21 protein-coding genes are annotated in these 26234 nt (G+C 53.7%); 13 read left to right on the top strand and 8 right to left on the bottom strand.

The window, feature by feature from the left end:
* Position 1: 1 nt before the first annotated feature.
* Positions 2-1855, bottom strand: coding sequence for a histidine kinase (locus MWU64_RS01435; protein ID WP_247059779.1), 1854 nt, complete (start codon positions 1853-1855; stop codon positions 2-4).
* Between the two features lie 188 nt (positions 1856-2043).
* On the opposite strand from MWU64_RS01435, the gene MWU64_RS01430 reads away from it, so the two are divergent.
* The 8 genes from MWU64_RS01430 to MWU64_RS01395 all read left to right on the top strand — a co-directional run bounded on the left by MWU64_RS01430 (position 2044) and on the right by MWU64_RS01395 (position 12306).
* The gene (locus MWU64_RS01430; protein WP_247059777.1) at positions 2044-3285 is read left to right on the top strand and encodes an MFS transporter; all 1242 of its coding nucleotides are present in this window, start codon (positions 2044-2046) and stop codon (positions 3283-3285) included.
* A 124-nt stretch (positions 3286-3409) separates the two neighbouring features.
* Positions 3410-4159: a Crp/Fnr family transcriptional regulator gene (locus MWU64_RS01425; RefSeq protein ID WP_247059775.1), complete on the top strand. Its 750-nt coding sequence runs from the start codon at positions 3410-3412 to the stop codon at positions 4157-4159.
* 158 nt (positions 4160-4317) lie between these two features.
* Positions 4318-6429 (top strand): NosR/NirI family protein, encoded by a 2112-nt coding sequence (locus tag MWU64_RS01420; RefSeq protein WP_247060727.1) that lies wholly within the window; start codon positions 4318-4320, stop codon positions 6427-6429.
* A gap of 73 nt (positions 6430-6502) precedes the next feature.
* The gene (nosZ, locus tag MWU64_RS01415) at positions 6503-8398 is read left to right on the top strand and encodes a TAT-dependent nitrous-oxide reductase (RefSeq protein WP_247059773.1); all 1896 of its coding nucleotides are present in this window, start codon (positions 6503-6505) and stop codon (positions 8396-8398) included.
* A 224-nt stretch (positions 8399-8622) separates the two neighbouring features.
* Positions 8623-9891, top strand: coding sequence for a nitrous oxide reductase family maturation protein NosD (locus MWU64_RS01410; protein ID WP_247059771.1), 1269 nt, complete (start codon positions 8623-8625; stop codon positions 9889-9891).
* Positions 9888-10820 carry an ABC transporter ATP-binding protein gene (locus MWU64_RS01405; RefSeq protein ID WP_247059761.1) on the top strand — a complete coding sequence of 311 codons (933 nt, stop codon included), beginning with the start codon at positions 9888-9890 and terminating at the stop codon, positions 10818-10820. The genes MWU64_RS01410 and MWU64_RS01405 overlap by 4 nt, the downstream gene beginning before the upstream one ends.
* A complete protein-coding gene (locus MWU64_RS01400; protein ID WP_247059751.1) occupies positions 10817-11647 on the top strand; it encodes an ABC transporter permease subunit in 831 nt (276 codons plus the stop codon). The genes MWU64_RS01405 and MWU64_RS01400 overlap by 4 nt, the downstream gene beginning before the upstream one ends.
* 23 nt (positions 11648-11670) lie before the next feature.
* On the top strand, positions 11671-12306 hold the full coding sequence (locus MWU64_RS01395) for a nitrous oxide reductase accessory protein NosL (protein WP_247059749.1): 636 nt from the start codon (positions 11671-11673) through the stop codon (positions 12304-12306).
* Between the two features lie 258 nt (positions 12307-12564).
* On the opposite strand, the gene moaA is transcribed toward MWU64_RS01395, so the two are convergent.
* Positions 12565-13557, bottom strand: coding sequence for a GTP 3',8-cyclase MoaA (gene moaA / locus MWU64_RS01390; RefSeq protein WP_247059748.1), 993 nt, complete (start codon positions 13555-13557; stop codon positions 12565-12567).
* Positions 13558-13752: 195 nt separating this feature from the next.
* On the opposite strand from moaA, the gene MWU64_RS01385 reads away from it, so the two are divergent.
* From MWU64_RS01385 to MWU64_RS01370, 4 genes are all read left to right on the top strand, one after another.
* Positions 13753-13980, top strand: a complete 228-nt coding sequence (locus MWU64_RS01385) for a hypothetical protein (protein ID WP_247060725.1) — start codon at positions 13753-13755, stop codon at positions 13978-13980.
* Positions 13981-14027: 47 nt separating this feature from the next.
* Positions 14028-14390, top strand: a complete 363-nt coding sequence (locus MWU64_RS01380) for a YbaN family protein (RefSeq protein WP_247059746.1) — start codon at positions 14028-14030, stop codon at positions 14388-14390.
* A 16-nt stretch (positions 14391-14406) separates the two neighbouring features.
* On the top strand, positions 14407-14847 hold the full coding sequence (locus MWU64_RS01375; protein WP_247059744.1) for an Rrf2 family transcriptional regulator: 441 nt from the start codon (positions 14407-14409) through the stop codon (positions 14845-14847).
* 111 nt (positions 14848-14958) lie between these two features.
* Positions 14959-16806, top strand: coding sequence for a 7TM diverse intracellular signaling domain-containing protein (locus tag MWU64_RS01370; RefSeq protein ID WP_247059742.1), 1848 nt, complete (start codon positions 14959-14961; stop codon positions 16804-16806).
* Here the strand turns inward: MWU64_RS01370 and MWU64_RS01365 are convergent.
* Together MWU64_RS01365 and MWU64_RS01360 are read right to left on the bottom strand one after the other, a co-directional pair.
* The gene (locus MWU64_RS01365) at positions 16781-17854 is read right to left on the bottom strand and encodes an acyl-CoA desaturase (protein WP_247059723.1); all 1074 of its coding nucleotides are present in this window, start codon (positions 17852-17854) and stop codon (positions 16781-16783) included. The two genes, MWU64_RS01370 and MWU64_RS01365, sit on opposite strands and share 26 nt — an antisense overlap.
* A 48-nt stretch (positions 17855-17902) precedes the next feature.
* Positions 17903-19009 (bottom strand): ferredoxin reductase, encoded by a 1107-nt coding sequence (locus tag MWU64_RS01360; RefSeq protein WP_247059721.1) that lies wholly within the window; start codon positions 19007-19009, stop codon positions 17903-17905.
* Positions 19010-19208: 199 nt separating this feature from the next.
* Here MWU64_RS01360 and MWU64_RS01355 point away from each other — a divergent pair, with 199 nt between their 5' ends.
* Positions 19209-19832: a TetR family transcriptional regulator gene (locus MWU64_RS01355; protein WP_247059719.1), complete on the top strand. Its 624-nt coding sequence runs from the start codon at positions 19209-19211 to the stop codon at positions 19830-19832.
* Positions 19833-19835: 3 nt separating this feature from the next.
* Here the strand turns inward: MWU64_RS01355 and MWU64_RS01350 are convergent, their stop codons facing one another.
* The 4 genes from MWU64_RS01350 to MWU64_RS01335 all read right to left on the bottom strand — a co-directional run bounded on the left by MWU64_RS01350 (position 19836) and on the right by MWU64_RS01335 (position 26205).
* The gene (locus MWU64_RS01350) at positions 19836-21269 is read right to left on the bottom strand and encodes a wax ester/triacylglycerol synthase family O-acyltransferase (RefSeq protein ID WP_247059711.1); all 1434 of its coding nucleotides are present in this window, start codon (positions 21267-21269) and stop codon (positions 19836-19838) included.
* A 144-nt stretch (positions 21270-21413) separates the two neighbouring features.
* On the bottom strand, positions 21414-22970 hold the full coding sequence (locus MWU64_RS01345) for a SpoVR family protein (RefSeq protein ID WP_247059709.1): 1557 nt from the start codon (positions 22968-22970) through the stop codon (positions 21414-21416).
* Complete coding sequence (locus tag MWU64_RS01340; RefSeq protein WP_247059707.1) at positions 22967-24262, bottom strand: YeaH/YhbH family protein; 1296 nt, start codon at positions 24260-24262, stop codon at positions 22967-22969. Before MWU64_RS01340 ends, MWU64_RS01345 begins: the two co-directional genes overlap by 4 nt.
* Positions 24263-24282: 20 nt before the next feature.
* Positions 24283-26205: a PrkA family serine protein kinase gene (locus MWU64_RS01335; RefSeq protein WP_247059704.1), complete on the bottom strand. Its 1923-nt coding sequence runs from the start codon at positions 26203-26205 to the stop codon at positions 24283-24285.
* Between the last annotated feature and the right edge of the window lie 29 nt (positions 26206-26234).

The raw sequence follows: 26234 nt of genomic DNA, 5'->3' as shown, positions 1-26234 counted from the left end.
TTCAGGCGTAGCTTGTTTGGCTCGGGATGAGGCTACGACTTTTCGGAATAAATGTTAAGGAAACTTCAACGCCACCGGTAGCTCGATTTTGTACCTTGAGATCGCCGCCCAAAGTACGGGCCCGGTCAGCCATGATGATAAGGCCGTAGTGGTTGATAGGCTGATTGTCGTCGGGCAGCCCTTTGCCGTTGTCTCGAATGAAGGCCCTGACCTCCGGGGATTCGAACGTGATGTGCACTGAAATTTCGGTAGCGTTCGCGTGTTTGACGGCGTTCGCCAAACCTTCCCGGACAATCTGCAGAGAATGGATCTCTTCGTTTGGAGACAGGGTTTGTGGTGGGAGCGTGTATTCAAATTCCACTCGCTTGCCCAAACGCTCGGAAAATTCATCGATGGTCTTGTTCAGGGCAGTGGCCAGGTCTGGCGTGTCCAGTTTTAGCCGGAAGGTGGCCAGCAGTTCCCGTAACTGGCGATAAGCGCTGTTCAGGCCGGTGCTGAATTCATGCAGGATATCGTCATGGGCTGCTTTATGTTCCCCGGTAATATTAAGCCTGCGAAGCCGCGTTACCTGCATTTTCAGGTAGGACAGTGATTGAGCGAGGGAGTCGTGCAGCTCCCGGGCAATCACGGTGCGTTCTTCCACCAGTGTTTGCTGCTGCTCTTCGGTGATTTGTTTTTCGAGGAAAATGGCGGTGGCCAGTTGGTCCGTGAGGGTTTCCAGCAATCGGCGTGTCGTAGCAGGCAAGTTTTTGCCGGCGGGGTACCACACTTCCAGTGTGCCAAGAATCTGCCCGGGTATTCGAATCGGCAACAGCAGTCTCCGCCCGTCATTATCTTGGGCGGGCAGGTCGTCAAACGCTTCGGGTGTGACCAGGCAAGCATTGCAGTGGTGGTCACGGCAATAGAACGGGCGCTTTTGACTGGCGGTTGTTACTGCTTCCACGGGCTCGTCGGTTTCTTTGTCGTGCAGGTACAGTTTGATCGGGCCAATGCGTAAGAGTTTCTCGAGTTCCTGCAGCATCGGGATCGAGCCGCTGCACAGGTCGTGGTTGGCAAACAGATTGCGGCTTGTGGCGTGCATCACCTGCAGCGCGGTGTGGCTTACTTCCAGCTCTTCGGTTTTTTCCCGTGCACGGTCTTCCAGTTCCTGATAGGTCAAAGCCAGTTCGCTGGTCATCTGGTCAAAGGCCTGGCCAAGCTGAGCCAGTTCATCAGAGCCCTTCAGATTAGCTTGTTGAGTGAAATCTTGATCACCAACCGCGCTGGCGACTCGAACCAGTTTTCGAAGCGGCCGTAAAACCCGATTTTTGAGGTCGAGAAAAAGTGCAATCACGATGAGCACAGAGAACACCAGACTGGTGATTTGGATCAGATGCAGAAGATCTATCCGTGCTTCGGTTCGCTCTTCAAGCAGGAGTACCAGTTTATTGACTTCTTCGGTAAAACGGTTCACTTCGGCAATCATTTGAGCGGTTATCTGCGAGCCTTGCGGATGGGCTTCCATCATGGGTAGCAGGTTGGTTTTCCAGAGCTTAATAATAAGGCGATGTTGCTGTGTCAGGGGGTGCTCGCTGCCAGCGGGTATTAATGAAGTGATGGCTCTGCCAGAGAGCTGATTTTCATACGCGTTAAAGAGTTTGGCGTTTTGCGATGCGTCAGGCCGCGTCGGTAAAACACTCAGCCGGGTCAGCATTTGGTTGGCCCCCATGCGCAACGCACCGGCTGCGTTGATGGCCGTTGCGCTTCCCTCAATGCTTTTCGATATGGCGAGCGTGGCGCTCATGCTGACGATGGAGGTCAATACAATGGCACTGACAGCCAGAATAATCCGGTTTACTAAGGGGCTTTTTACCATGATTAGAAACTGGGGCCGTGTTGTATCTTAAAAAAGCGCGACAGTCTTAGAGTATGACTCTAAAACCGGATTCCCGATACCTCTTTGAGGATAGTCAATTACCTCAACAGGCTGTATCCCATCATAGCCTTTGACCCGAAAACTGCAAAAAGCTGAAACTAGCGAATGGCATGGAAAAGGGTCGCCAGATGCTTGAACAACAAGAAAGGGATGAAGAAAAACGCGCCTCGCTCGCTATTATTCTGCCATTGGCGGTAACCGGATTCATCGTCGCCGCGGGGTGCTGGACCCTGTTTGCGGTGGTGGGTGTCCATCTAAGGGCGGAGCTGGCGTTAACCGGTGTGCAATTTGGCATTTTGCTGGCGGCACCAATGGCTTCAGGTGCCTTGTTGGCAATACCAGCCGGTTTGGCTGCCCAGCGGTATGGCGCCCGGGCGGTGATGCTTGCGTGCCTGACGGGCCTTGCGTTGTGCATGGTGCTATTCCTGGTTGCCAATCATTTTATCAGCTACCTGATTGTCGCCAGCGGGCTAGGACTGGCCGGGGGCTTCTACAGCGCGGGTTTGCAGTTTGTAACCAGTCATTGTGAGACGAGGCAAATGGGACTCGTTTTGGGCCTTTTCGGATCCGGAGTGACTGGCGCCGGACTCAGCTATTACCTCGTTCCTCTGTTTCATTACGCGTACACCTGGCAAGGCGTTCCGTTGGCTTACCTTGTTGTTTTGCTGTTGGTGATCACGTTGTTGGTGCTTGTCACCGAAGCTGATCGTCAGGAATCTGCGCGAATCCCCCCGTTACAACACTTGCTCCTGATGCTGCGCCAAGGCAAAGCATTGTGGTTCTGCCTCTATTTTGGCGTGGTGGCTGGCAGCTTTTTCTCATTGGCTCTTTGGTTACCGGATTTTCTATCGGCACAGCTTCGTGTGGATCCGGGAGCTGGCGCGGGCTTAGCGCAGTGGTTCGTGATTCCGGGAGCGTTAGCGCAAATCGCCGGGGGCGGTTTGTCCGATATTTACGGTAGTGTGAAAGTCGTCACACGGTCATTGACCCTTTGCTTATTGGCGCTTGCAGGCCTGGCTTTGCCTTCCGCGACATTGTTCGTTTCGGGGGGCGAGGGTGTGGTGGCCATGCAGTTTGCGCTGCCCCTGATGTTGGAAAGTCTGATGGTGGTCATCTTGGGCATTGCGATGGGCTGTGCCATGGGAGGACTTCAGCGAAAGGTTATCCTTGCAAACCGGGACCAAGCAGCTTTGTTCGCTGGTTTCCTGCTGGTAGCGGCCTGTTCAGTTGCTTTCGTTTTGCTGGTTGTCTTTGCAGCAATTTACCAGTGGTTGGGCGCTTCGGGGGCGGTATTTACGATTCTCCTGCTGCTATTAAGCGCCAGCCTGATCCTGCTGGTCAAAAATCTACATCGCTTTGCAAACTATTGAGTTAAATCAAATGGCCGCAAGGATGCGCGGAACTACCCCCATAGAGGGAGCGATTTTCGGCTGGCATGCTCCTAACATCTAAAACAAGATTTTGAATGCATGAATGCGCCCAGAGGACGAGTCCATGGTGATAACGCAAGCCGCCGTTAATCGAACAAAAAAGCCGGTATTGGTTGCTGTAAATAATTCCATTAATGCGCAACAGGGCACGCAAGCTCTGCGAGCCCATACGCTGTTCCGGTCAATGCAGCCGGATGATGTGGATGCCTTAATTCAGCAGTCACGCCGTATCCGGTTGGGTCATCACCAACTTTTGTATCGTCAGGGTATGCCCGCTCACCACTTCTTTTTCGTGATCTCCGGTCGCCTTCGTTTGTATCGGCTGGACTCTTCTGGCGTGGACCGAACTTTAGACAGCATTGCGCCGGGCGACTGTTTTGCGGAAACCATGATTTACGCAGACCCGGCTGAGTACGCCTGTTACGCCGAAGCCCTCAAGTCCAGCGATGTTTTGATGATTCCCGTTTCGGCCTACAAAGCGTTGTTGGATGCAAAACCGGCCTATGCGCAAGCAGCATTGCGCCACTTCGCCATGCGAGCTGTGACTCGTTTTCATGACCTTGAAATCATGACCGTCCAGAGCGCGCGCGAGCGGTTGATCCGTTACCTCATCGACCTGCTTCCGGAGGGTGTTTCAAAGGGTGGAGAGATTGAGTTGCCTTTGCCGAAGTGTTTGGTGGCGTCTCGTCTTGCCATGCAGCCGGAAACCTTTTCACGCATTTTGGCGGATTTGAAAGCCAGTGGCCTGGTACGGGTAAACCGGAGTCGGCTGTTTATCGCTGACCCCCAGCGTTTGATCGAAACCAGTCATTAATGACCTGAGATTTCAGTGGGTTCAGGTGGCTCGCTCCTCTAGAGCTATTCAACTAGAGGTATTTGATTTTTCTCATTTTTGATCCACCCTGTGCTGTATTCGTTGAGAATTTGGGGGTTTAAGTGACTACCGTTTTACGTGTTTGTTTTGCTTTGCTGATGACGGTGTCATCAGCGGTGATGGCGATGCCTCTGAAAGATTATGAGCCCGTTTCGGGCCGTCAGGTCATCCAAAAAGCGATGCCTGTAGTCACGGATATTCAGCCCCGTGAATCGAATCGCGCCATCCAGGAACTCTACGCGGGCGACGAGTTGGTTGGGTATGCCTACCAGACCCTGGATTTTGTACAAACCCCAGCCTATTCCGGAAAACCAATCAATGCCATGGTGGTGCTTGATACCGAGGGCGAAATTGCCGGTGCCCGAGTGATTCACCACGACGAACCGATTCTTCTGATCGGTATTCCAGAAGCCAAAATGCACCTCTTTACCGACCAATACACTGGTTTGAAAGCAGACCAGCGTGTCACAGTAGGCGGAAAATCATCGGAACGCCGGGTGGCGGTGGATGGTTTGTCCGGTGCCACGGTCACGGTCATGGTCATCAACGAAGTCATCATGAAAACCGCCCACCGGGTGGGCGGTGAACTGGGACTGGTTGAGGTTACTACCGGCAGCAAGCGGCCGCCACTGGCCGAGGTTGATCAAAACGCGTTTGAAGAAAAAACCTGGGAAGAACTCACCGGAGATGGCTCGATCCGCCGGATGCACCTGACCCGGGGCATGGTGGACGATGCCTTCAAAGGTGGCCCGGCCGAGGGCATTGAAACGGCAGCCCCTGAGCAACGTGACGATACCTTCATTGACCTGTACGCCGCCTATCTGGATGCGCCCACCATTGGCCGCAATCTATTGGGCGACAGCCAATATGAATGGCTGATGTCGGAACTGAAAGACGGCGAACATGCCATCGCCGTTATGGCCAAAGGTACCTATTCCTTCCGGGGTTCAGGCTATGTGCGCGGTGGAATTTTTGACCGGGTTCAGATCCGTCAGTTTGGCGACACCTTTAACTTCCGTGATCTCGACTATCACCGCTTGAGCGATGTCTATCTTGAAGGTATGCCGCGCTTGCCGGAAATGGCCATCTACATTATTCGCCAGCAGTACAACTTTGACCCCGGTACGCCTTGGTCACTGGAATTGACCATCAAACGTCAGACCGGTCCGCTGGACAGTGAGTTCGCGGTGGTACCGCTGGAGTACCAGTTGCCGGAACAGTATTACACCCGTGCCGAGGTGGAACTGTCCGAGGAAGAGTGGTTGGAAGAGCAGCCTCTATGGGTGCAGGTGTGGTACCAGAAAGAATTCCAGATCATCTTCCTGGCGTTGGGCATTGGCGTGCTGTTGTTCATCCTTTTCTTCCAGGATTGGCTGGTGAAAAAGCCGAGAGTTATGCGCTGGATTCGCCATGCCTTTCTCACGTACACCCTGTTCTTTATCGGCTGGTATGCGCTGGGCCAGCTGTCCATCGTGAACGTGCTGACCTTTGTGAACAGCCTGATCTCTGGCTTTACCTGGGAAACCTTCCTGATCGACCCGATGCTGTTTGTGCTTTGGTCGGTGGTCGCGGGCATCGTCTTGCTTTGGGGGCGTGCGGTTTACTGCGGTTGGCTGTGCCCGTTCGGAGCCTTGCAGGAATTAATTAATGAAATTGCCCGCAAGTTGAAAGTGCCTCAGTACACCGTGCCCTTTGCCTGGCATGAACGCTTATGGGCGATCAAATACATCATTTTGCTGGTGCTGTTTGGTGTGTCGCTTGAGTCATTGGGTACGGCTGAACAAATGGCGGAAGTGGAACCGTTCAAAACGGCCATTACTTTGCGTTTTGATCGCAGCTGGCCATTTGTTACTTACGCCGTGTTGCTACTGATCGTGAATATCTTCACACGCAAAGTTTACTGCCGCTACCTGTGCCCGCTGGGCGCTGCACTGGCGCTGCCCACCAAGTTGCGGGTTTTCGATTGGCTCAAGCGGCGCAAGGAGTGTGGTAACCCCTGCCGCTTGTGTGACCACGAATGTGAAGTGCAGGCGATCCATCCGGATGGCCACATTAACTACATGGAATGCCATTACTGCCTGGATTGCCAGATGACGTATTTCGACGACCACAAGTGCCCGCCGCTGATTGTGAAGCGCCGTGGTAAACGTCGAGGCCGAAACGCCCCCGGGCGCCCGGAAGAAATTCCAGTCGTTCAGGTGCACGAGTAAGTACCGGAGCCGTCACGATGTTCCGGACGGAATGAGAAGCAAAACCGCCATACCAATAATGGAGTTGGACGCTATGAAGAAAAGAGATGAACTGAGCAAGGACACCGCCGAGGTCCCTGAAAGTGGTCTGAGCCGTCGTCGTTTTATGGGCGCTGCCGCTTTGGCGGGCGTTGCAGGTGCAACCGGCCTTGGCACGTCGATCATGAGCCGTGAAGCGTTTGCGGCCGCCGCCCAGGAAGCGAAGAACAAGATTCACATCGAGCCCGGTGAGCTGGATGAGTACTACGGCTTCTGGAGTGGTGGTCACCAAGGCGAGGTGCGTGTTCTCGGCGTGCCGTCCATGCGTGAGCTGATGCGTATCCCGGTATTTAACGTAGATTCTGCGACCGGCTGGGGTATTACCAACGAAAGTAAGGCGATTCTTGGCGGCGACCAGCAGTACCTGAATGGCGACTGTCACCATCCGCACATTTCCATGGAAGACGGTCGTTACGACGGTAAGTACCTGTTCATCAACGACAAGGCCAACACTCGTGTAGCGCGTATTCGTCTGGATATCATGAAGACGGATAAGATTACGCACGTACCAAACGTTCAGGCGATTCACGGTCTGCGTCTGCAGAAAGTGCCTCGCACAAACTATGTTTTCTGCAACGCCGAGTTTGTGATTCCACAGCCAAACGATGGCAGTGAATACAGCCTGGAAAACAGCTACACCATGTTCAGCGCGATTGATGCGGAAACTATGGAAGTAGCCTGGCAGGTGCTGGTAGACGGCAACCTGGACAACACCGACGCTGACTACACCGGCAAGTACGCTGCTTCTACCTGTTACAACTCCGAACGTGCGTTGGATTTGGCGGGTACTATGCGCAACGACCGCGACTGGGTGGTTGTGTTCAACATTGAGCGCATCGCGGCCGCGGTTAAGGCCGGTAAGTTCAAGACAATTGGCGATTCCAAAGTTCCGGTTGTTGATGGCCGTGGTAAGTCCGAGTTCACTCGTTACATCCCGGTTCCGAAGAACCCGCACGGGCTAAACACTTCTCCGGATGGTAAGTACTTCATTGCCAACGGCAAGCTGTCTCCGACGGCTTCTGTCATCGCGATCGACAAACTGGACGATCTGTTTGACGACAAGATTGAGCTGCGTGACACCATTGTGGCGGAGCCAGAGCTGGGCCTTGGGCCTCTGCACACTACCTTCGATGGTCGTGGCAACGCTTACACCACGCTGTTTATCGACAGTCAGGTGTGTAAGTGGAACATTGCGGATGCGATCAAGCACTACAACGGCGAGAAGGTGAATTACATTCGCCAGAAGCTGGATGTGCATTACCAGCCGGGTCACAACCATGCGTCGTTGACGGAGTCGCGTGATGCGGATGGTAAGTGGCTGGTGGTTCTGTCGAAGTTCTCGAAGGACCGTTTCTTGCCGGTTGGTCCTCTGCACCCGGAGAACGATCAGTTGATCGATATTTCCGGTGACGAGATGAAGCTGGTTCACGATGGTCCGACGTTCGCGGAGCCGCACGACTGTATTTTGGTCCGTCGTGATCAGATCAAGACTAAGAAGATTTATGATCGTCAGGATCCGTACTTTGCTGCAACGGTGGAGCAGGCCAAGAAAGACGGCGTTACTTTGGAGGCAGATAACAAGGTAATCCGTGATGGCAATAAGGTTCGTGTTTACATGACTTCTGTTGCGCCTCAGTTTGGTACTACTGAGTTCAAGGTGAAGGAAGGTGACGAGGTTACTGTGTGTGTAACCAACCTTGATACCATCGAGGATGTGACTCACGGTTTCTGTATGGTGAACCATGGTGTGAGTATGGAGATTAGTCCGCAGCAGACTTCGTCTGTGACCTTTACTGCTGGTAAGCCTGGTGTGTACTGGTACTACTGCAACTGGTTCTGCCATGCGCTGCACATGGAGATGGGTGGTCGTATGTTGGTAGAGAAGGCTTAATTAGCGTTTCTCTCGATTGGGGCCTCGTTTTTGGGGCCCCTGTATCTTTACTTGGGAGTAGCAACCCAAACGGAAAGCCCTTTCCAAAAACCGCTCCTGCGGCACATCCATGTGGCGCTTCTGCTCCGCCATCCATGGCTGCGCACATTTTTGGAAAGGGCTTTCCGCTTGGATTGCCGCACAGTGTTGCGTGCCTTCGGTTTTCACTTTTTAGAGAATCATAGATGTACCAAATATTGCGTTATGGGGTGGCCCTGTCAGTCGCTCTTTTATCGCTCGCAGCCAACGCGGATCTGCAAGAACGGCTTGATAACCTGCAGCCGGGTTCGTCCATCGAACTGCCACCAGAAACATTATCGCCTCTGGCTATCCGGGTGCCCGGGGTAAGTGTGTCCTGTTCGCCGGAGACGGTGATTGATGGTGGTGGGCAGGGTAATGCGGTGGATATTTTGGCCGAGAAGGTGACTTTTTCAGGTTGTACCGTGCGGAATTGGGGCAAGGATCTGAATCAGTTGGATGCCGGGATTTTTATCGCCCGGGAGGCGCAAGGATCGGTGGTTGCGGATAACCGGTTGCAGGGGCCGGCGTTTGGTATTTGGTTGGATGCGACGCCGGATGTGACGGTGCGGAACAATCATATTCGGGGTGAGGTGAGTATTCGGTCGCAGGATCGGGGTAATGGTATTCATTTGTTTAATACCACCGGGGCGTTGATTGAAGGGAATGACATTTCCCAGACCCGGGATGCGATTTATATCGAGACGGCGAATAAGAACGAGATTCGCAACAATGTGATGACGGATCTGCGTTACGGCATTCATTACATGTATTCGATGCACAATCTGCTTGAAGGGAATGTTACCCGCGGCACCCGTACGGGGTATGCGCTGATGCAGAGCAAGTATTTGAAGGTGATTAATAACCGCTCTGAAAATGATGAGAACTACGGCATTTTGATGAATTTCATCACCAATTCGACGCTGCGGGGCAATGTGGTGATCGGGGTGTCGGAAGGGCAGACCGGTCGGGTGATGATTTCAGGCGGCGAAGGCAAGGCGGTGTTTATCTATAACTCCTTGTACAACGTGTTTGAAGGTAATTTGTTTGCGGACAGCAATATTGGCATTCACTTGACCGCAGGTTCAGAGGACAACGAGGTGTTTAACAATGCCTTCGTGAATAACGAGCGCCAGGTGAAGTACGTGGCAACGCGCACTCAGTCCTGGGCCAAGGACGGACGAGGGAATTTCTGGAGTGATTACCTGGGCTGGGATCGGGATCAGGACGGTCTGGGCGATGTGCCTTATGAACCCAATGACAACGTAGATCGGCTGCTTTGGAAGTACCCGGAAGCGAAGGTGTTGATGTTCAGCCCGTCGGTTGATGTGTTGCGTTGGGTGCAAGATGCCTTCCCGGTGGTGAAATCCGCCGGGGTGAGCGACCCCCATCCCTTGATGCGAATTCCCGAGTATCTGCAATCGGAGATCCGATGAACTGTTTTCAGCTTGAGAATGTCAGCCACCGTTACGACAAGACAACGGTGCTTCGTGGTATTGATCTGCGCTTGAACCCGGGAGAAATCCTTGGGTTGTTCGGCCACAACGGGGCGGGTAAAACCACGTCGATTAAATTGATACTAGGGCTAATGAAGCCAAGCGAAGGCAAGGTGACGGTGCTGGGCGGCGAAGCCGGTGATCCTCACGTCAGTCAGCACATTGGTTATTTGCCTGAGAACGTAATGTTTTACCCACAACTGACTGGGCGTGAGATTCTGAGCCATTTTGCCCGTCTAAAAGGCGCGCCTTTGAGCCAAGTGCCCAAGTTGTTGGAACAAGTGGGCTTGGGCGATGCCATGAACGCCCGTACCAAAACCTACTCCAAAGGCATGCGCCAGCGTTTGGGGCTGGCTCAGGCGTTGTTGGGGAAACCCAGGCTGTTAATGCTGGACGAACCCACCGTAGGGCTGGACCCGGTTGCTACGGCAGATCTGTACCGTTTGCTGCGTGATCTACGGGACGAAGGCACCGGCATTGTGCTGTGTTCCCACGTGCTGCCCGGTGTCGAGCCTTACATCGACCGCGCGGCGATTCTCACCGGCGGTTCCCTGAAAGCAGCGGGCGACCTGCCGTCACTGCGGCGCCAAGCCAACATGCCTGTGACGCTCACCGTTAAGCCAGCCGGCAATATACTGGGGTTGGAGAAAGTGATTGACCAAGCAAAACAAAGTACCGGCTTAATGATGAAAAACGTCCACGGAACCCTGCAAGTGGACGTGCGCACCAGCGACAAAATGGCGTTAATCGAAACCTTGCTCCAATCCGGCGAAGTGGCTGACCTCGGCATTCACCAGCCCAGCCTCGAGGATATCTACGTTCACTTTATCGGCTCGGGCGGCTTGGCTCATCGGGGAGGCAGCCAATGAACTCAATATGGACCATCGCTCGAAAAGAACTCAGTGACAGCTTTCGCAACCGCTGGTTGGTAGCTATTTCGCTGGTGTTTGCCACACTGGCACTCGGCATCGCCTGGTTTGGTGCTGCCGCATCCGGGCAAGTGGGCTACGGCTCCACACCGGCCACCATCGCCAGCCTCGCCAGCTTGGGCATCTTCCTCATTCCTTTGATTGCATTGCTACTGGCATACGACGCCATCGTCGGTGAGGAAGAGGGCGGCACATTACTGTTGCTCATGACCTATCCACTCAGCAAAAGCCAGCTGCTGCTCGGCAAGTTCCTTGGCCACGGCCTCACTTTGGCCTTGGCAACGCTGATAGGCTTCGGCGTTGCAGGTATTGCCATTGCCGTACTGGTAGACGGCGTGGCCGTCGGTGCGCTGGCGATAGCCATGGGTCGATTCATTGGATCAACCATCTTATTGGGGTGGGGCTTTATTGCATTGGCCTATCTGGTCAGCGTGCGAGTGAGCGAAAAACCTATCGCTGCCGGCATGGCACTGGCCATCTGGTTCTTCTTTGTATTGATCTTTGATTTGGTGTTGCTGGGCGCACTGGTGGCCAGCGAAGGCAAGCTCAACCCTGAATTATTGCCGTGGCTCTTGATGCTGAACCCCACCGACATCTACCGCTTGCTCAACATCGTCGCCTTCGGCGACAGCACCCAACTCAGCGGCGTACTCAGCCTCGGCTCCGACCTGCCCATCGGCACCGGCGGCTTGTGGTTAGGCCTCGGCCTATGGTGCGCCATCCCGCTGACCGGCGCGCTGTTACTGTTTAGAAACCGAAAAATATGACCCAGACCGGAGACACACCAAACATGGTAAACACAACCAAAGCCTGGCTACTCGCTGCCTTGGCCGCCATCGCAATCACCGGCTGCTCCGATGCCGAACAGCAAGTACTCGCCAAACCTGACCCGGTCCACTTTGAATCCGGCGACGAATGCCACGTCTGCGGCATGGCCATCTCCAACTTCCCGGGCCCCAAAGGCCAAGCTTTCACCGAACGGGAACAAAACATCCGCAAATTCTGCTCAACCAAAGACATGCTCGCGTGGTTCCTGCAACCCGAAAACGAAAACCGAGACCACACCCTCTACGTACACGACATGGCCCAAACCGAATGGGAACACCCTGAAGATGCCCACCTGATCGACGCCCGAGAAGCCTACTACGTAGCCGGCTCATCCCGCACCGGCGCCATGGGCCCAACTCTGGCTTCCTTCGCAAACCAAAGCAGTGCCAACGACTTCGCAGCGGAATACGGCGGCCAAGTAATCGCGTTCGCAGACATCACTCTGGATCACCTGAATACCGGCATGTCGATGGACAGTGCGCATCACATGGGTGGCATGGAACCCATGGACGGAATGCACGAGGGGCATGAAATGGGCCAAATGACGGAGAGCGAGATCATGGATCAAAGCCATGATGGTCACGGTATGGAGCATTAAGACTGCTATTTAGGTCTTTATGATGCGGAAGAGGGTTTGAGTGCGGCTCTAAAGGCCTGTTTGTCGGCGGCTACTCCGAGGTTAGAAAGAGCCGGTGAGGGAATCCCTTCCAAAAATGTGCGGAGCCATGGATGGCGGAGCAGAAGCGCCACATGGATGTGCCGCAGGAGCGGTTTTTGGAAGGGATTCCCTCAGCGGATCTGGCTCGGAGCCACGGATAATAATTCCAAAAATGAAGGCTGGTGAGGTAGCTAGTAATCACCCCCCAGTCATATTCATAAACCGAAGAATCTCCACCTCCCCATCACTGGAAAAATGATGCCGCTCCGGCTTCAAATCCATCGCCGCAATAATCGCCTCCCGAAGCCGCTCATCATCCCCCGGATGCTCCCGCAACAACGGCAACAAATCCACCGAATGCTCATTCCCGAGGCACAACAAAAGCCGCCCCTCCACCGTCACCCGAACCCGATTACACGTCGAACAAAAATTATGCGAATGCGGAGAAATAAACCCAATGCGCGAAGCACTGTCCTGCATCCGGTAATAACGCGAAGGCCCGCCAGAATCATCATCCGTCAGCTCAAGCTCATGATGCCGGGCAATAATCGCCCGAACCTCCTCACTCGTACACAAAGCCAAGCCACGATCATGCTCGGAAATCTCCCCGAGAGGCATCTCCTCAATGAACGTAATATCCAAACCCTTCCCGCGAGCAAATTCAACCAGCTCCGGAATCTCCTCCTCATTACGGCCCTTCATCACCACCGTATTGAGCTTAATCCGCTTAAACCCAGCCTCTTTTGCCGCATCAATACCGTCCAAAACCTGGCTCAGCTTCCCGGTGCGCGTGATCGTACTGAACTTCTCCGCATCCAAAGAATCCAGACTGATATTGAGCCGGTCCAGCCCGCCTTTGCGCAAATCCTCCGCCAACGCAGGCAACTGACTGCCATTGGTGGTCATCGCAAAATCACGCAAACCGTAACTGCCGATCTCCCGAACCAGATCCACAACGCCCTTGCGAACCAGAGGCTCACCACCGGTCAGACGAATTTTCTGAGTACCAAGTGACACAAAGTTCCGGGCTACCTGAGCGATCTCCTCAAGAGACATGATCTTGGCGCGGGGGAGAAACGTCATCTCTTCCGCCATACAGTACACACACCGAAAATCGCAGCGGTCCGTCACCGACAGGCGAACATAATTCACTGTGCGACCAAAACGGTCTGTCAGCACGGATTGCGACATTGCATACACCTCTACAGCGTAGATGAGTTGTGACCCTTGCGATCATTATGGCAAAGCCTGCGGGCAATTCGATACCCGCCCGGATCAATAATTGAGCAAAGCGCCAGTTGATCTAAATTATCTGTGCTCCTTGTAACCGGAACCGTGGCACCCTATAACATAGATGTGAAATAAATGTTATGAGGTGAGGTTGTGATGATGGAACAATATGAGAAATGGTTGTCCGTAGCGAATAACAGCATACTGGCCTCCATCGGAGGGTTAATTTTAACCGTTCTTATTGCTTACCCATTGGCAAATGCGTTCTCGCTGGGGATCCAGATCATGGCCCATATGGGAACCTTGTTTTTCGCAGTGGGCGTGAAAGTCTCCTACGTAGCAAGGCTGACATTCCTTAGCAAGCTGGGAAGACCTGTCCACTGAACCACGGTATAATAGGTGCAAGTGGAAACTATTGTGGAGCAATAGCGGTGCAACTAGGCAGAACCGGGTTTCGTGTTCTTGCGTATCTCTCGGCTGCGGTCGCGGTTGTCGGCGTGGTATTGCCGCTACTGCCAACAACACCGTTTGTCTTGTTGGCCGCCTATTTTGCCAGTAAGGGGTCCCCGGCCTTTGCCCAATGGCTTGAGGGCCATCCTCGTTTCGGACCCGCTATCGAACAATGGCGACACCGGCGTGCGATACCCGCCCGGGCAAAAATACTGGCTTGCAGTATGATGGCCGTAAGCTGGACTATTTTGTTATTGGCGGGGTTTCCGGTTATGGTCCTGACAATTTCAGGCTTATGCCTGCTGGGTGTTGCTACCTACATGGTTACCCGTCCTTCCTACTAATGCTCTGGAGCCTTGCATGCACATTACCCGCTACACAGACTACTCCCTGAGGGTACTGATTTATCTGGCGGCTCTGGAAGAAGACCGGTTAGCGACGATTCAGGAAATCGCAGACAGCTACGGGATTTCGAAGAACCACTTGATGAAGGTGGTGCACCAGCTCAACAAAAAACAGTACATAGAAACAATACGCGGAAAAAACGGCGGAATGCGTTTATACCGGGCGCCTAACGATATCAATATCGGCGCCCTAGTGCGTGAAACCGAGCAACACCTCGACATTGTCGAATGCTTCTCAGGGGAGGGTGCTTGTACGATCACGCCGGTGTGTGGTTTGAAAAACATCTTTGATGAAGCGCTGCAGGCATTTCTTCATGTACTCGATAAGTACACGCTTGCAGATATCGTTCAAAGTAAGGACCGGCCGAAATTGCTTCGCTTGCTACAGGTTGTGTAGTAGCGCGATACACATAGTAACGAACAAACGCCATTCCTTACGCTTAATGCGTTCCGAGTCAGCTATTATTTAGGTTCGCACCTTTGAACCTTATTTTGACTCGGAGTCCGTTTGATTCGTCTGCTTTTAATCACAATGCTGGTTTTGAGCTCTTTGCAGACAATGGCTGCAGGGGCTATCGATCACGCGTTTGTTAAGCTGGATAGAACAAGCGAAGCAATTGATATTTCCCGAAAACTCTCCTTCTATGAAGACCCTGCTTCCAGTCTTACGATTTACGATATCAAACAGCACTGGCAAGAACTTGGCTCTCAGGAAATACCCGAAAAAGCGTACAACTTCGGTTTCACCGACTCGACTTATTGGTTTCATACCCGTATTGAGAACGTCTCCAGCCCGAACGAGCAATGGGTGATTGAAGGGCTGTACCCGATCATTGATGAAATGGAGTTATACCTTGTCCGTGCCGCCGGGCCTATGGAACGTCAGATCGCAGGTGATTCCGTACCCTTTTACCGGCGCGCCATAGATCATCACAACATCAATTTTGATCTGAACTTGAGTCGGGGTGAAAGCGTCGACTTGTATTTCCGTGTGAAAACAAGCGGTGCCGTGCAAATGCGGACCAAGCTCTGGAGTCTGGACCGCTTCAGCAACGCCGATCACCAAGAGCGGTTTGTTCTTGGTCTATTCTATGGCCTGCTGGCGGCGATGCTGGTTTTTAGTTTTCTGATTTTTTTATCCATTCGCGACACCAACTATCTCTGGTATTCGGGCTACATACTCAATTACGGCATCCTGCAATTTAGCTTGAACGGCCTGGCTTTCGAGCATCTGTGGCCAGATTCTCCGTGGTGGAATAACCGCTCGGTCGCTGTTTTGATCGCTTCGGGCATGGTTTTTGTGTTGGGGTTCTCCCGCTCATTTTTGGCTTTGAAAACCAATGCGCCGGTTTTGAATCGTACTTTCCTTGTCATGATGGGAATCTTCGCGCTCGCGGCGGTCGCGCCGATCATTTCGCCGAACTACGCGCCTGTGATCCGCTTTAACAGCTTTTTTGCGGTTCTGGCAGCCATATTGGTGATCTGTGCCGGTGGCTTGTGCCTGTACCGGAATTACCGGCCAGCGCGCTACTTTATGTTGGCGTGGACGGCTTTATTGGCGGGCATGTTGCTGTATTTGTTCAAAACGTTTGGCGTGCTACCCACCAACGTGGTGACTGAATATGCCATTCAGATTGGTTCGGCGTTCGAGGTTATTTTGCTGTCAATCGCACTGGCAGACCGTTTGCGGCACATGGCCCAAAAAACGCAAAGAATTCAACGTGAAATGAATACGGTGCTTGAGTCCCGCGTTGCAGAGCGTACAGCCGAATTGGAATCTGCCAACCGTCAGTTGGAAATGCTGAGCTCAACCGATGGGCTAACCGGATTGTTCAATCGACGTTATTTCGATACGCACATGCGAAAAGAAGTGTTTCGGTGCCGGCGCAGAGGGTCGTTGGCGCTCATCCTGTTGGACGTTGACCATTTCAAAGCGGTTAACGACAACCTGGGGCATCAAGCCGGGGACAAGTGCCTGCGCAAGTTGGCGGACAAACTGATCAGCCTTGTCCAGCGCGAAACCGACATCATTTGTCGTTATGGCGGCGAAGAGTTTGCAATCGTCTTGCCCTACACCGATTTGGCCGGCGCGAAGCAGGTCGGGGAGAAAATTCGGGCGGGAACTGAATCGGATCTTTGGTTTGAATGGGAAGGTGAGCCACAGTCAGTCACCGTGAGCATTGGTGTGGCCGTGGTTGGAACCGGTACAACCGTGGAGCCGGACGCGGTGGTGGCGGCAGCTGACGAGGCGCTTTATACCTCCAAAACTCGGGGTCGGAACAGAGTGACCGCTCTGCAAGTAAGCGGCCACTCGGCGGATGTAACCGGCGTTAAGCCACAGCTGGCCGGCGAGTAATCCGCTCCGGCAACGAGTAGCGAAGGATGCGTTTTAGTACCGTGCCGTACTGCTTTGCAAAACTGCCGGTGTTGTAGTGAATGCCGTGTTTACGGCACACGGTTTGAACCTTCTCAGATATTTCCGGATAGCGATGAGCGGGCAGATCCGGGAAGACGTGGTGTTCAATCTGAAAGCTCAGATGCCCGCTCATGATATGCAGCCATTTCCCGCCGGTAAAGTTGGACGACCCCGTCAGTTGCCGCAGATACCAATGGCCTTTGCTTTCCCCTTCCGCTTCTTCTTCGGTGAAGGTTTCGGCATCCTGTGTGAAGTGCCCGCAAAAGATCACCGTCGATGACCAAAGGTTGCGAATCAGATTAGCGCCGGCATTGCCGGCAAGCACGATCGGGGCCACGGGCAGGGTCAGAGCAGGGAAGAAAATATAGTCTTTAAACGCCTGACGGCCCGCTTTTTTGGCGGCCAGTTTCAGGAACGCGCGTTTCTCTTTCAGATGACTTTTGCCATTGCTTAGCTTTTCCGCCTCGAGTTCGTGCAGCGCGACACCCCACTGGAACAATACGCTTAACGCCGCATAGTTCAGAACCTGGAAGGTGTGACGGGGCCGCCAAGGCTCGTCGTTGCTCAACCGGAGCACCGCGTAACCGTAATCCCGGTCTTTGCCAATCACGTTGGTATAAGTGTGATGTTCAAAGTTGTGAGTACGGCGCCAGGATTCGCTGGAACAGGCGGTATCCCACTCGTAGGTCTGAGAGTTCAGGCTGGGGTCGTTCATCCAGTCGTATTGGCCGTGCATTACGTTGTGGCCGATTTCCATGTTCTCAAGAATCTTGGCCAGCCCCAAAGAGGCCGTGGCGGCCAGAAAAACGGGTGGAATGAAACCGAAGGGCATCAACACCCGCCCGCCGATCTCCAGTTTGCGATGCAGGCGAACCATGTTGCGAATGTGGGTGGCGTCTCGCTCCCCTAAATCGGCCAGGACCTCGTCGCGGATGGCATCCAGGTCAGTTTGCAGCTCGTTCAGCTGTTGTTCATTGAGCGTATTCATTGGTGTACTCCTGGCGGCCGCTTTGGCCGCAGTGCAAAACAAAAAGGGTTATAGCGCCAAAGCCACCGGGCCTTGGGGGACAGAAATGCATAGCTGCACGCTTTCGGAACCGGCTCCGGATACCTGGCCCGTCAGCCGGTTTACGACTGTTCCGCTGGTTTTCCTGCAGGTGCATTGGTGGCAAATGCCCATCCGGCAGCCATGCTGAGGCGACAGGCCGGCGGCTTCTGCGATCTCCAGCAGATTGGTGTCGCCTGTTGAATCCACGGACAGGTTGCTGGCGCTAAACGTGACTTCACCGCCTGTGTCAGAAGATGAAAGCCGAACCGGAGCGGGTGGGGCAAAGAACGTACTGTGCAGCTGTTCGTCCTTAAGGCCGCGTTGGCCAAGTTTTTCGGTCGCCAGGTCCATCAAGCCTTTAGGTCCGCATAGAAAGATTTCCCGGTTGGCCAGATTGGGGACAGAGTCCAAATCCTGATCACTCAAATAGCGAGGTGTGGCGTTTTCGTGGGTGGTGATGATATGCAATGAGAAAGTGGGGTAGCGATTTTTCAGCGTTGTCAGCCTTTGTTCTCCGATCACATCGCTTGGCGTTCGTACGTAATAGAGCAGCGTTATGGGCTCTGGATACTGTTCCCGTGCCATAGTGTCGAGTTGGCTCAAAATAGGCGTAATACCGCTGCCGCCGGCAATGAAGAGAACCGGTTTCTTCCCGTTCGGGATCAGAAAATCGCCAAAGGCTTCTGTCAGCCCGATGACATCGCCAGATTTCAACTCGTCGTGCAGCCAGTTCGTGACCAACCCTCCCGGTAAACGCTTAACCGTTAAGGTGATAAGCCCATTATCTTCCCAAAGGGCGGGAGAGCTGGACAGGCTGAAGGTTCGGGTATGCCGGACACCGTTGATGTCGATGCGCACGTTCAAGTGTTGCCCCGCCTGAAAACCGCCCCAGCGGCGGGCGGGTTTCAGCACAAAGGTTTTGGTATCTGCGGTTTCCTCGGTGATGCGCTCTACCCGAGCCGGTGTGTACTGTTGTACCCACATGGGGTTGATGGCTGTGGTCAGAGGGTCGAAAAATGCTTTAGGGTCTTCGCGGTTCAGCAATTGCCGGCCTAGCCAGTGCGCCGCTTTGGAGCGTGTAATCGTTGCCAGCATGGTAAGTCTCCAAGAATGCAAGGCGATCAATTGGTTTCAATGTGTACAGTTGTTCACTAGATGTGTACGACTGTACACATTAGGCTTTGGCCGAGCAATGGCTTGGATGGCAAGCTGGCACGTAATGACAAGCGGGAACGGTTTTTTATCAGCTGAATGTGTACACTTGTGAACCTGACTATGAGGTGCGGATAAAGCTATGGCAGGTGGACAAAGACGACGGCCGGGAGAAACCCGCGAAAAGCTGATGACGGCAGCGTTGACGTTGGTGGGCAAAGGCCGGCATTTTGCCAGCATCGGTATTCGGGAAGTGACCCGGCAGGCAGGTGTGGTGCCCACATCCTTTTACCGACACTTTCGCAGTGTTGATGATCTGGGCTTACAGCTGGTCGATGAGCTGGGGTTGGTGTTACGCCGGATGATGCGTGAAGCTCGGGAAAACGTGCTGCAAGCTGATAAGTTGATAGAAGAATCGGTAGGTATCTTTGTCGCCCATGCGTTAGCCAACCGCAATTTCTTCATGTTTATGGCACAAGGGTTGGCGGGCGAAAGCCGGGCTGTCCAGGAGGGAATTCGCAGTGAAATGCGGTTTTTTGCCAGTGAGTTGGCCAACGATTTACGTCGGCTTAAACTGCTGGAGCATCTGAGTGATTCGGATCTCGATATGACCTGCGATCTGGTGGTGCGGACAGTCGCCTTCAGCTTGACGGATATTCTCAGTATTTCGCCAGAAGACGATTACCAAATCGAGCAGGTGCGCAAGCGCACCACCCGATTTTTGCAGCTAATCCTGATTGGGGCTGGCCACTGGCAAAGTGACTAGGCTTTACTGCTTTTTCTTGCCAGCGCTGCCTTTCCCGGGCTTTGGGGGCAGAATCAGTGCTTCCAGTTCATCCAGCGCTTCGCCGGTGAACACCGCAATTTTCTGCATGCTCGGAAGCGTATCCCGGCAACCGGTGTAACCAAAGTTCAGTGTGCCCGCATAGCTCAGGCAGGTGATGTTCAAAGCACCGCCATGAGCAATCAGCGAAACGGGATAGGTTGCCTCGAGTTTTGCGCCCTCAAAGTACAAGGTTTCCTCCGGCCCCGGAACGTTAGAAATAGTCACGTTGAATACCGGGCGCATGCGCCCACCCAACCCTGACATCAGCTGCAGAATGTAAGGCGACATAAGGAGCATGGTGTATTGCGTCAATGCTTTCTTTGGCAACTTCTGCAAGTGTTCCTTCGCACGGCGGCAGGACTCTTTGATTTGCTGAAGACGATTCAGCGGGTCGGCCTCGGTGGTTGCCAGTGAGGCAATCATAAAGCTGATCTGAGTGCCGGTTCCCTGATCGTCGGCCGGGCGGATGTTAACCGGGATGCCCGCTGTCAGCGGCGTATCAGGGAGGCTGTTCTGCTCAAGCAGGAAGCGGCGCAAAGCGGTTCCACACAGGTACAAAACGATATCATTCAGCGAGCCGCCGGAAGCGTGCGCCAAAGCTTTAATACGGTCCACCGGGTAGTGCTGGGTAGCAAGCCGACGCTGGCCTTTCACCCGGTGGTTCAGAATGGATACCGGCCCGGTAAACGGTGCCGTCAGACCATCTTCCGGGTGCAAGGCAGATTGCGCCAGGCGATTGCCGGCTTGCCATAGCCGCGGTGCCATATCGACTTGTAGCTTCAAAGCATCCAAAGCCTGAGAGAAAGCGCCGGGTACGCTGGCCTCCCGGTCACCTTTGTGGGCTCTGCGTTTTTTCGGCTGAACCGACCAGGGTGGCGGCATGTTCCGAAGATCCGGATCGGTTGTCAGCACCCGCTGCATCAAGCGCACTCCGCTGATGCCATCAATCATCGAGTGGTGCATTTTTGTGTACAGCGCAAACCGGTTGTTCTCCAGCCCTTCAATAACATGGCATTCCCACAAGGGGCGGGAAAAGTCCAGCGGGTTGGAGTGAAGGCGCGATACCAGAATACCGAGCTCCCGCTCGCCGCCGGGGCGGGGGAGCGCCGAATGTCTGACGTGATAATCGAGGTCAATGTCTTTGTCTTTTTTCCACGTGGGCGCAATCACACGCCCGAGAAAACCGGACCAAGCCAGTTTGTCTCCCCAGGGGGCCGCCACAGTATGGGATTCCTTCATGCGAAGAACCATGTCTCGCAGATAGGTGTCAGGTGCCCCTTCGGGTAATGAAAAAATCTGCAGGTTGCCCACGTGCATGGGGGTGTCTTCAGATTCTACGGCTAACCAAGACGCATCCAGGGTGTTGAGGCGTGCCATTCCTTTGTACTCTCCGTCAATGTGTTATTTCTAATTATGAGCGTTAGTATACCGACTAGAAGGCGACACCTCGATGAAAAGCGTTCCGTTGAGAACGCTCTTTTTTAGTGTTTTAAGCTATAAGCTAAGGAGCGGGAGCCTTCTTTAATCGTCATCGACAGAGAGCGGCGGGCAGCGGTGTGTGTTTTGTACCTTGCCGTTGTCCACCGTTTCGAGGAAAACGTCGAAACCCCAAAGCCGGTGAACGTGTTTCAGCACTTCATCGGTTTCCTTGCCCAGAGGGATATGGTCAGTCGGAATATGTCTGAGCGTGAGCGAGCGGTCGCCCCGCACATCCACGTTCCAAACCTGAATGTTCGGTTCCCGATAGCTCAGGTTGTATTGTGCGGCCAGTTTTTCGCGAAGCGTTCGGTAGCCGGCTTCATCGTGAATCGCGGTTACCGTGTAGTGGTTTTGGTTGTCGTCGTCTTCGATGGCGAACAGTTTGAGATCCCGCATGATTTTGGGTGAAAGGTATTGCAGTATGAAACTCTCGTCTTTGAAGTTTCGCATGGCAAAATGAAGGGTTTCCAGCCAGTCGGTGCCGGCGATCTCCGGAAACCATTCGCGGTCTTCATCGGTGGGGTTTTCGCACATCCGCCGTAAGTCGGTGTAGATGGAAAACCCGAGCGTGTAGGGATTAATGCCGGAATACCAAGGGCTGTTGAACGGAGGTTGGTAAACAACCGAGGTGTGGCTTTGCAGGAATTCCAGCATGAAGCCATCGTTCACCAACCCCTTTTCGTACAAACGGTGCAGCAGCGTGTAGTGCCAAAAGCTGGCCCAGCCTTCGTTCATCACTTGAGTCTGGCGCTGCGGGTAGAAGTATTGCGCCAGTTTCCGCACGATACGCACCAGTTCCCGTTGCCAGGTTTCCAGCAAAGGCGCGTTCTTTTCGATGAAGTACAGCAGGTTTTCTTGTGGCTCAGAGGGGAATCGCGGTTTGCGCTTGACCGGGTCGTCCTCTTCCGGTTTTGGAATCGTACGCCACAGGTCGTTAATCCGACGCTGTTGATACTCTTCCCGTTCGGTTTGTCTCTGAATTTCTTCCTCCGCAGAAATAGGGGACGGCCGCTTGTAGCGGTCTACGCCGTAGTTCATCAAGGCATGGCAGGAGTCCAAAATCTCTTCCACGGCATCAATGCCGTAGCGTTCTTCGCATTCAGATACATAGTTTCGGGCAAACACGAGATAATCGATGATAGCGTTGGCATCGGTCCAGGTACGGAACAGGTAATTGCCCTTGAAGAAAGAATTGTGGCCATAGCTGGCGTGAGCAACAACCAGCGCCTGCATGGGTAAGGTATTCTCTTCCATCAGGTAGGCGATACAGGGGTTGGAGTTGATCACGATTTCATAGGCCAGCCCCATCTGGCCTCGTTGGTAACCTTTGGATGTCTGTAGAAATTGCTTGCCGAACGACCAATGGTTATAACCCACCGGCATGCCCACCGAGCTGTAGGCATCCATCATCTGTTCTGCGGTGATCACCTCGATTTGGTTGGGGTAGGTATCCAGGCCAAATTCGGCGGCACATTCCGCGATGGCTTCGTCGTATTTTTGGATCAGCTCGAAGGTCCATTCCGAGCTGGTCGAAATGGGGGTACCGACGTTGGGTTCACGGCCGTCCAGATCGTTGGGCCGATCAATGGATTCATTCATGCAGCTTTCCTCTCGAACAGCTTCCGGAAAACCGGGTATATGTCCGCTGGGTCAGCAATCTGTTGCATGGCAAAACTTTGCGGGTGTTCTGCCATCAATTTCTCGTATTCATACCAGAGGGTTTGATGATCCAGCGGTGTGATCTCGATGTAAGAGTAGTATTGCACTTGAGGCAAAATGCCTTCAGCCAGCAGCTTGCCGCAGGTGGGGGAGTCATCGTTCCAGTTGTCACCGTCGGAAGCCTGAGCAGCGTAAATGTTCCACTCGGCAGGAGAGTACCTGGCTTCGATAATTTTCCGCATCAACTTCAGGGCGCTTGAAACAATGGTGCCGCCGGTTTCGCGGGAATAGAAGAACTCTTCTTCGGTAACTTCTTTCGCACTGGTGTGATGGCGAATAAACACCACGTCGATTTTCTTGTAGTTCTTTTTCAGAAACATATAAAGCAGAATGAAAAAGCGTTTGGCGATGTCTTTGTGCATCTGAGTCATTGAGCCAGACACATCCATCAGGCAGAACATCACTGCACTGGTCGCGGGTTTCGGTTGCTTTTGGTGCTGCCGGTAGCGCAGGTCGATTTCATCGATGAACGGGATGCGCCTGACATTGGCTTTCAGCTCGGCAATTTCGTCAATCAACGCCTTGATCTGGTCTTCGTGGCTGAACGCCGGGTCCAGATCATCGGGCGCAGTTTGTAGTGCCTGCAGTTGTGCCTCCAGCTCACGAATTTTTCTCTTGCGAGCGCCGCTTAAACCCAGCCGTCGGGCGTGGGCACCACGCAAGGAGCGCACCACGTCCAGTTTTGCCGGAACGCCCTGGCTCGTAAAGCCCGCCCGAACGAAACTGAACGCTTCCGTATCTTTGAGTTTCTTACGGGCAAGGTTTGGCAATTCCAGATCGTCGAACAGGAATTCCAGAAACTCTTCCTGAGTGATCTGGAATACGAACTCGTCCATGCCTTCACCATCGGGGCTGGCTTGCCCCTGGCCTTGACCTTGACCGGCGCCGCCTTCGGGTTTGGCGATGGTATCGCCCGCCACCCATTCCTGGTTGCCGGGATGCACGGCATCACGGCGCCCACCGGCGCCATGTCGGAAGATGGGTTCCTGAATGTCTTTCGAGGGAATGCTGACCTTCTCGCCCCGCTCCACATCGGTGATGGAGCGGCGCTGTACGGCTTCCGAAACCGCTTTCTTGATGTGATGCCGGTAGCGGCGCAGGAACCGTTCCCGGTTCACCGCGCTCTTGTTTTTACCGTTAAGTCGTCGATCGACTATGTGGGTCATGCCCATGTTACTGCTCCCGCTGGTCGTTAATGGGACTTACGCACACGCAGATACCACTCGGCAAGCAAGCGGACCTGTTTCTCGGTGTACCCCCGATCGACCATGCGTTCGACAAATTGTTTGTGCTTGTTTTGATCCTCCTGACTGGCTTTCGGGTTGAACGAAATAACCGGCAGCAAATCTTCTGTGTTCGAGAACATTTTCTTCTCGATCACGCTGCGCAGTTTTTCATAACTGAGCCAAGACGGATTTTCGCCGTGATTGTTGGCACGGGCCCGCAGTACGAAATTGACCACCTCGTTGCGGAAATCTTTCGGGTTGCTGATGCCCGCGGGTTTCTCGATTTTCTCCAGTTCGTCGTTGATGGACGAGCGGTCCAGAATGTCGCCGGTTTCCGGGTCGCGGAATTCCTGATCTTGAATCCACAGGTCGGCGTAGGTGACGTAGCGGTCGAACAGGTTCTGGCCGTACTCGCTGTAGCTTTCCAGATAGGCTGTCTGGATTTCCTTGCCAATGAACTGGACATAGTGCGGTGCCAGATACTCCTTGATGAAGCGCAGGTATTTTTCCTGGGTATCCGCGGCGTACTGTTCCTGTTCAATCTGTTTTTCCAGTACGTACAGCAGGTGAACCGGGTTGGCCGCGATTTCCGTGGTGTCGAAGTTGAAGACTTTCGACAAGATCTTGAACGCGAAGCGGGTGGACAAACCGTCCATGCCTTCCATCACACCGGCCGCGTCGCGATATTCCTGAATGGATTTGGCTTTCGGGTCGGTGTCTTTGATGTTCTGGCCGTCGTACACCTTCATTTTCGAGAAGATGCTCGAATTTTCCGGGTCTTTGATGCGTGATAGCACCGAGAACTGGGCCAGCATGTCCAAGGTGTCCGGGGCACAAGGTGCACCCGATAGTGAGCTGTTCTTCAGCAATTTGCGGTAGATCTCGATCTCTTCGGTGACCCGTACGCAGTAGGGCACTTTGACGATATACACCCGGTCGAGGAAGGCCTCGTTGTGTTTGTTGTTGCGGAAGGTTTGCCACTCGGATTCGTTGGAGTGGGCCAGTATCACACCGTCAAAGGGCACAGATCCCATGCCTTCGGTGGTGTTGTAGTTGCCTTCCTGGGTGGCCGTCAGCAGCGGATGCAACACTTTGATCGGAGCTTTGAACATCTCGACAAATTCCAGCAAGCCTTGGTTGGCTTTGCACAGGCCGCCGCTGAAGCTGTAGGCATCCGGATCGTCTTGCGAGAAATCTTCCAGCATGCGGATGTTGACCTTACCGACCAGTGCGGAAATGTCCTGGTTGTTGTCGTCCCCGGGCTCGGTTTTCGAAACCGCAATCTGGTCGAGAATGGATGGGTAGCGTTTCACCACCCGGAACTGACTGATGTCGCCGCCGTATTCGTGCAGCCGTTTGACCGCCCAAGGCGACATAATGCTTTTCAGGTATCGGCCCGGGATGCCGTACTCTTCTTCCAGAATCGGACCATCCTCGTCGGGGTTGAAAAGGCCCAGCGGGCTTTCGTTCACCGGCGAGTCTTTGATGGCGTAGAAAGGCACTTTTTGCATCAGCGCTTTCAGTTTTTCAGCGAGAGACGATTTACCGCCACCGACCGGGCCCAACAGGTAGAGAATTTGCTTCTTTTCTTCCAGGCCTTGGGCTGCATGCCGGAAAAACGACACGATGTTTTCTACAGCTTCTTCCATGCCGTAGAACTCGTCGAATTCCGGATAACGCTTGATGACTTTGTTGGAAAAAATACGTGAGAGGCGAGGGTCTCGAGAGGTGTCAATCAGTTCCGGCTCGCCGATGGCAATTAACATACGCTCCGCGGCGGTGGCGTAGGCTGTTGGATCGTTTTTGCAGATCTCCAGGTATTCCTCAAGAGAGAACTCTTCTTCCTGAGTTTGTGCATACCGGTCTTTGAAATGCTGCAGAATGCTCATAGATACCCTCGCTTACATTCGCTTGTTAT

It is taken from the genome of Marinobacter sp. S0848L (assembly GCF_023016065.1).
Taxonomy (GTDB): Bacteria; Pseudomonadota; Gammaproteobacteria; order Pseudomonadales; family Oleiphilaceae; genus Marinobacter.
The sequence above is the reverse complement of the archived record's forward strand: the minus strand, read 5'-3'. Positions and strand labels throughout refer to the sequence as shown.